Annotated in this window: 6 protein-coding genes; 4 read left to right on the plus strand and 2 right to left on the minus strand. The window is 71.9% G+C overall.

Features of this window, described 5'->3' with window-relative positions; translation table 11 throughout:
* From AB0J09_RS52045 to AB0J09_RS52060, 4 genes are all read left to right on the plus strand, one after another.
* Window positions 1-739, plus strand: a 739-nt coding sequence (locus AB0J09_RS52045) for an FAD-binding oxidoreductase (RefSeq protein ID WP_360709239.1), incomplete at its 5' end; no start/stop codon positions are given.
* 81 nt (window positions 740-820) lie between these two features.
* Entirely contained in the window at window positions 821-1,540 is a 720-nt protein-coding gene (locus AB0J09_RS52050; RefSeq protein WP_360709242.1) for a DUF3152 domain-containing protein, read from the plus strand.
* A 234-nt stretch (window positions 1,541-1,774) separates the two neighbouring features.
* Entirely contained in the window at window positions 1,775-2,896 is a 1,122-nt protein-coding gene (locus AB0J09_RS52055; protein ID WP_360709245.1) for an MBL fold metallo-hydrolase, read from the plus strand.
* A gap of 33 nt (window positions 2,897-2,929) precedes the next feature.
* Entirely contained in the window at window positions 2,930-3,853 is a 924-nt protein-coding gene (locus AB0J09_RS52060; protein WP_360709248.1) for a pirin family protein, read from the plus strand.
* Here AB0J09_RS52060 and AB0J09_RS52065 read toward each other — a convergent pair.
* Together AB0J09_RS52065 and AB0J09_RS52070 are read right to left on the minus strand one after the other, a co-directional pair.
* Entirely contained in the window at window positions 3,850-5,988 is a 2,139-nt protein-coding gene (locus AB0J09_RS52065; protein WP_360709250.1) for a protein kinase, read from the minus strand. The two genes, AB0J09_RS52060 and AB0J09_RS52065, sit on opposite strands and share 4 nt — an antisense overlap.
* An 83-nt stretch (window positions 5,989-6,071) precedes the next feature.
* Window positions 6,072-6,679, minus strand: a 608-nt coding sequence (locus tag AB0J09_RS52070; protein ID WP_360709253.1) for a phosphatidate cytidylyltransferase, incomplete at its 5' end; no start/stop codon positions are given.

A 6,679-nucleotide genomic window follows, 5' to 3' on the forward strand; every position in this document is an offset into this window, starting at 1 on the left:
CGCCGCGACCCTCGGCCCGGACGGCGGGGTCTTCCTGCACGCCCTGGCCCGCGAGGCGTTCGTGGAGGGCGAGACCGCCCCGCCCCCGTTTCCTCACACTGAGGCCGCCCCCGGGGAATCCGCGGGCCAGGCCGGGTCGTGGCGGCAGGGCGCGCCGCTCGCGCCCGCCGCGCCGCAGGGCCCCACGTCAACGAGACCCCCGCGGTTCGCGGACGAGGGCGTGCGGCTCGAGGCCGACAACGCGATCGTCGCCGCGGGCGCGTGGACGGGCCAGGTGTGCCGGCCTCTGGGCGCGAAGCTTCCGATCTTCCCCAGACGGGGGCAGATCCTGCACGTCACCATGGAAGGCGTCGACACCGCGTGGTGGCCGATGGTGCTGCCGAGAGTCGGCCCGTACCTGCTGGGCTTCCCCGACTCGCGCGTCGTCATCGGCGCGACCGTGGAGGACGTGGGGTTCGCACCGCGCGTCACCATGGGCGGGCTCGACGAGGTGATCAGGGCAGGACTGCGGGTGGCGCCCGGGCTGTTCGCGGCGACGGTGACGGAGGCCAGGGTCGGCCTGCGCCCCGTGTACGCTCCTGGCCCGGCTCTCATCGGCCGGGTGACCGGGCGCGTGGTGGTGGCGACGGGCCTGAGCGCGTACGGGCTGACGGCGGGCCCGTTCACCGGCGAGATCGCCGCCGCGCTCGCCCTCGGCGAGGAGCCGCCCATCGACATCACGCCCTATGCCCCGGCCTGAGCCGGGCCCTGCCCGAAAAGTATGACAAGCAGGCACGTATCATCGGATTCCTCCCCACCGTGAATCTGTGGGGAGGCCGCGTTGCCGCTGCTCACACTGTTGATGCTGCTCCTGCTGGCGTCCGCCTGCGCCACCGCGCCGCCACCGCCTTCCCTGCCACGGCCATCGGTGCTCCCGCTGCGGCCCAAGCCTCCCCTCGCTCCCAGGAAGCGCCCCGCCAAGCGGCCGGCCAAGGAGGTGAAGGTCCCGTACGAGGCGTCGGGCGTTTACGCGATCGTGCCCGGCGGTGCGCCTCCCCGGCCCGGACGCGGGGAGGTGGTGCGGTACCTGGTCGAGGAGGAGCTCGGCCTGCCGTTCGACCCGGCCGAGTTCGCCGCTCAGGTGCACCGCACGCTCAACGACGTACGCGGCTGGGCGCGTTTCGAGCGCGTCGACCACGGCCCGGTACAGGTCCGCGTCGCGCTGTCGAGCCCCGGGCTCACCATCCGCCAGTGCAGTCCCCTCGACACGGGAGGCGAGCTGTCCTGCTGGAACGGCGAGCGCTCGGTCATCAACGCCCGGCGCTGGGCGAAGGGCGTCCCGCAGTACGGCGGCGACCTGACCGCGTACCGGAACTATCTGATCAGCCACGAAGTCGGCCACAGCCTGGGACACGAGCACCGCGCTTGCCCGGGACCCGGGCGCCTGGCTCCCGTCATGACCCAGCAGTCGAAGTCGCTGGACCGCTGTCGCCCGAACCCGTGGCCCTTCCCGAACCGCAGACCAGGCGAGAACGAAGAGACTGAAGATCGGGGACCATGATCGAGCGGTTCCCGAAAGGGGGTGCCGTCGGGCGCGGGAGTGACGACCGGTAAGTTCTTCGGACCGGAACAGGTCGCCGCTCTGGTGACGTGGCTGGCATCCCCCGACGCCGGGAGAATCCCCGCGGAAGCAATCAGCGCGGCCTGAACTATCGCGATATATCGTATAGACGGGAACACAGGGGAATCCCGCTCGGTTGGGCGGGGATGAACAGACTTTCCAGGGGAGTGAGCGATGGCAGGAATGCGGACGGCACGGCGGATCCTCGTAGGTGGCACGGCCCTGGCCGCGGCGGGCTGGGCGTTGCGCGAGGTCCCCGCCGAGCTGGGCGTACGGCCTCTGACGTCGGGGCCGGACCGGGTGGCGAGGATGCGGCGCTCGCCGCAGTTCAGAGACGGCACGTTCTTCAACCCGATGCCGGAGCCGACCAACCTGATGACCACCCCGCCCGTCGGCCTGCTCGGCGAGATGGCCAAGAACAAGGAGCAGCGCCGTCCCGGCGGCCCCGTCCCGCTGCGCGTCCCGCCGTCCGACCCGCCGCCCGCCGACGGCCTCCGTGCCGTCTGGTACGGCCACGCCTCCACGCTGGTGGAGATCGAGGGCAAGCGGGTGCTGTTCGACCCGGTGTGGAGCAAGCGGCCTTCCCCGTCGCAGCTCGTCGGCCCCAAGCGGCACCACCCGTTGCCTGTCGAGATCGGCGAGCTGCCCCAGATCGACGCGGTCGCGATCTCACACGACCACTACGACCACCTCGACCTGGCGACCGTCCGCTCGCTGCTCAGGACGCAGAAGGCCCCGTTCCTGGTGCCGCTGGGCATCGGGGCGCACCTCGAGCGGTGGGGTGTGCCGGCGTATCGGATCATCGAGCTCGACTGGGAGGAGGAGGCCCAGGTGGCGGGGTTGCGCTTCGTCGCGACGGCGGCCCGGCACTTCTCCGGCCGGGCCTTCACTCGTAATGACACGTTGTGGGGCTCCTGGGTGGTGGCCGGGGCGAACAAGAAGGTCTTCTACGCGGGCGACTCCGGCTACTTCGAGGGCTATCGGGGGATCGGGTCGGAGCACGGGCCGTTCGACCTGACGCTGATGCCGATCGGCGCCTACAGCCCCGCCTGGCCGGACATCCACATGAACCCGGAGGAGGCCGTCAACGCCCACCTCGACCTGGGCGGTCAGCTGCTGCTTCCCGTCCACTGGGCAACGTTCACGCTGGCGCTGCACCCGTGGGCGGAGCCGGTGGAGCGGCTGTGGCGGGAGTCCAAGGCGCGGGACGTCAAGATCGTCGTACCGCGGCCCGGCGAGGCCGTCGACACCTCCGCCGCCCAGCTGGTGGAGGGCTGGTGGGAGACCCTCAGCTGAGCCGGGCCTCCCCCGCGGCCGTACAGTCTTGGGGTGAGCAACCTGGAACATGACCCGCAGGAGATCCGCTGCGGCGCCGAGGCGGGCCCAGCAGCGGGCGGCGGCGAGGTGCTGGTGGGGCGCGCGGTGCCGCTCGGCGGGCCGCGCGCGATGACGGTGAGCAGGACGCTGCCGGGCGCGCACCGGCGCATGATCGGCGCCTGGTGCTTCGTCGACGCCTACGGGCCCGAGCGGGCGACGATGCGCGTGCCGCCGCACCCGCACACCGGCCTGCAGACCGTCAGCTGGCTGGTCGCGGGCGAGGTGCTGCACCGCGACAGCCTGGGCACCCTGCAGGAGATACGCCCCGGGCAGCTCAACCTCATGACCGCCGGTCGCGGCATCTCGCATTCGGAGGAGTCGCCGGAGACGGTGCTGCACGGGGTGCAGCTGTGGGTGGCGCTGCCCGGCGAGCACCGGGACACCGGGCCCGCGTTCGAGCACCATGGGGTGCTTCCCGTGCTGGCGGGGCCCGGTTTCGAGGCAACCGTGATCATGGGGTCGCTCGGCGGGGTCTCCTCGCCCGCCACCGCGTTCAGTCCGCTGGTGGGTGCCGAGATCGCGGTGGACGGCGCGTGTGAGGTGCCGCTCTCGCCCGGGTTCGAGCACGGGGTGCTGCTGCTCGACGGTGGCGTGGAGCAGGTCTCCCCCGGGTCGCTGACGTACCTGCCGCCGGGGCGGTCCGGGCTGCGGCTGTCGGGGCGCGGGCGGGTGCTGCTGATCGGCGGGGAGCCGTTCGGCGAGGAGATCGTCATGTGGTGGAACTTCGTGGGCCGCTCCCACGACGAGATCGCCGCGTTCAGGAAGGACTGGATGGAGGGCGAGGGGTTCGGCGCCGTCGAGGGGTTCGACGGGGCGCCGCTCCCCGCGCCCGTCCTGCCGGCCACCCGGCTGAAGCCGCGCGGGCGGGTGCGTTAGCTCCGGTACGTGTAGACGACGTCGAGGTCGGCGGCCCCGGTCGGGACCTCGGCCAGCAGGCGCACCATCTTGCCGGTGAAGTCGATGACCTGGATCTGCTGCCTGTCGCCCGTGGTGTCCGGGCGCACCCAGCAGACCAGGTGATCGTCGTCGAACCAGGTGGCCAGGCCGCCGCACGGTGACTCGATCCGCTTGACCTCGGCGCCGCTCCGCGCGTCGTACACGCAGTTGTTGCCGCTGTTCAGGCCCGGGCAGTCGGTGACGAACAGCTTGCCCGACGGGGAGAACAGCGAGTCGGCGACGCCGGAGCCCACGTTCGGGATGCGGCGGACGCGCGTGCCGTCGGCGTCGAAGAAGCGCAGGGCCTGCTGGTCGGTGTCGTTCGACATGGCGACCACACCGGTTCCGGCGCCGTCGAAGCCGTACCTGATGCCCTTCAGCGAGCCCTCCCTGAGGGAGGCGATCGTGGCTTTCCTGGTGGTCAGGTCCACGATGGCGAAGCCGGTGGACTGCCAGACGTCCTTGACCGGGTTGCCGACGTTGACCAGCAGGCGGGTGCTGTCGCGCGACCAGCCCTGGATGTACGCGCTGAGCGGCTGCTGCGAGGTCCTGATCGAGAACTTCTCGCCCGTCGTCTTGTCGGTGATCTCCACGCTGTCGTAGTGGCCGATGAAGTTCTTGCCGCGTTCGGCGAGGTAGCGGCCGTCGGGCGAGAGCACGGCCTCCCACTGGTCCTGATATTTCGTGAACGATCCCGTCAGGGAGTCGCGGGCGTAGTACACCCAGTCCTTGGTCTTGGCGTCCCTGACCATGTACGTCGTGAGCCTGACCGGGTCGTCCGGGCTCTCGTAGAACGTGGCGGCGGTGCCCGGGAGCCTGACCGGGGTGAGGTTCGCGGTCGGGACCGGGGACACGGTGGGGCTGGGGGATGTTGTGGTGGTGGCGGGAACGGGTGTGGGGAGCGCCTGCTTCTTGGATGGCAGGTTGATGACGGTGACCACGAGGATGGTGATGGCTGCCACCAGTGCCACGCCCGCGATCGTGCCGCCGATCAACCAGTTCTTCCTGTTGGAGGGGGGTCGGGGCGGAGGCCCGTACGGCATGGGCTGGGGTGGCGTCCCTGGCTGGTGAAAGGCCGCGGGAGGCTCGAAGACCGGCCGCCCGGTGGGGGGCGGCGGCTGGTCGCCCAGTGGGCGGTACTGGACCTGCGACGGCTGAGGGTAGGGCCGGCCGGCGCCGGGCGGCTGCCACCCACCCACCGGAGGCGTGCCTGGAGGGGTGCCGCCGACCGTGGCGGCCGCCTGGTGGAGTCCGTCCGGGATCGGGGCCGGGTGCTCCAGGAGGCGGTGGATCACCTGCTCGGCCGTCGGGCGGCGGGCGGGATCCTTCGAGAGGCAGGCCGCGGCCAGCTCCCGCAGCGTGCCCGACAGCCGCGCCAGGTCCGGCTCAGCGTTCAGCACCCGCTGCACGGTCGCGGGCACACTCTCGGCCTCGAACGGCCCCGACCCGCCGGCCGCGAAGACGATCGTGCTCGCCCAGGCGAACATGTCGGCCGCCGGCCCGACGGGATCGCCGAGGAGTTGCTCGGGCGCCAGGGACAACGACCCGCCCACGGGCACGGTGGCGCTGCTGGAGGCGACGTCGAGCGCCGTGGCGATGCCGAACCCGATCACCCGGGGCCCTTCGCTGCCCAGCAGCACGTTGCCGGGGTTGAAGTCGCGGTGCACGATGCCGGCCTGGTGGATCGCCGCGAGCGCGGTGGCCGTGCCGATGGCCAGCCGGTGCAGCGCGGGCCCGGTGCGCGTCCCCTCCTCGCGCACCGCGCGCTGCAGCGTCGGCCCGTCGACGTACTCGCTGACGATGTACGGGCGGCCCTGGTGCACGCCGGTGTCCAGCACCTTCGCGGTGCAGAACGGCGCCACCCGCCGCGCTGCCGCCACCTCCCTGGCGAACCGCTCCGCCGCCGCCCCGTCCCCGGCCAGCTCGGGTCGCAGCCATTTGACGGCCGCCTGTCTCCCCTGCTCATCCACGCCTAAATAGACGACACCCTGAACGCCTTCTCCCAGCCGTCCCCGGATCTCGTAGCCCCCGAGACCGGCGGGATCCCCTGCTCTGAGCTCAGTTATCGACGGCATAGGGGAATTATGGGCAGAGAATCTTGCAAATCGCTTTCACAAATCGTGCGCCGGATCACGGCCTGCGCGGAGCGATCAGTCGCTCAGGTGAGCAGGAGGGCCAGGGCAAGAGTGAGCAGCAGGGAATCCAGCCGATCCAGCAGCCCGCCCGCCCCTGCCAGCCACGACGCCGAATCCTTGGCCCTCGCCCCCCGCTTGACCATCGACTCCAGCAGATCGCCCAGCGGCGCACCCACGGCGACGGCCACCGCCAACGGGACCGTGAACGCGCCCAGCACCGCGAGCGCCCCCAACCCGGCGACGGCACCGGCCAGTGCCCCGCTCCACCGCTTGGCCGGCGACAACGGCGACAGCGCGGGACCGCCCAGCAGTCGCCCGCCGAACGAAGCCGCGATATCCGCGAGCGACACCGCGATGAACACCGCCAGCACGGAATCCCCGAGCAGCACCACCCCCACCAGCGGCAGGAACCACACCACCCCGAACACGCCCAGCGACGCCCGTCTGAGCCCGCCCTCCACGTCCCCGGCCAGCAGCGGGACGAGGACCACCGCCAGCACGCCGGCGACCAGCCCCTTCACCAGGTGCGCCGGCGCCAGCCACGCCACCAGCGGCGACGCGGTCACCACTGCAACGAGCGCCACGCGGTCGGCCACGGCCGACTTCAGCAACCCGCCGTACTCCAGAGCGC

This window comes from Nonomuraea sp. NPDC049784 (genome assembly GCF_040659615.1).
In the GTDB taxonomy this organism is placed as follows: Bacteria; Actinomycetota; Actinomycetes; order Streptosporangiales; family Streptosporangiaceae; genus Nonomuraea.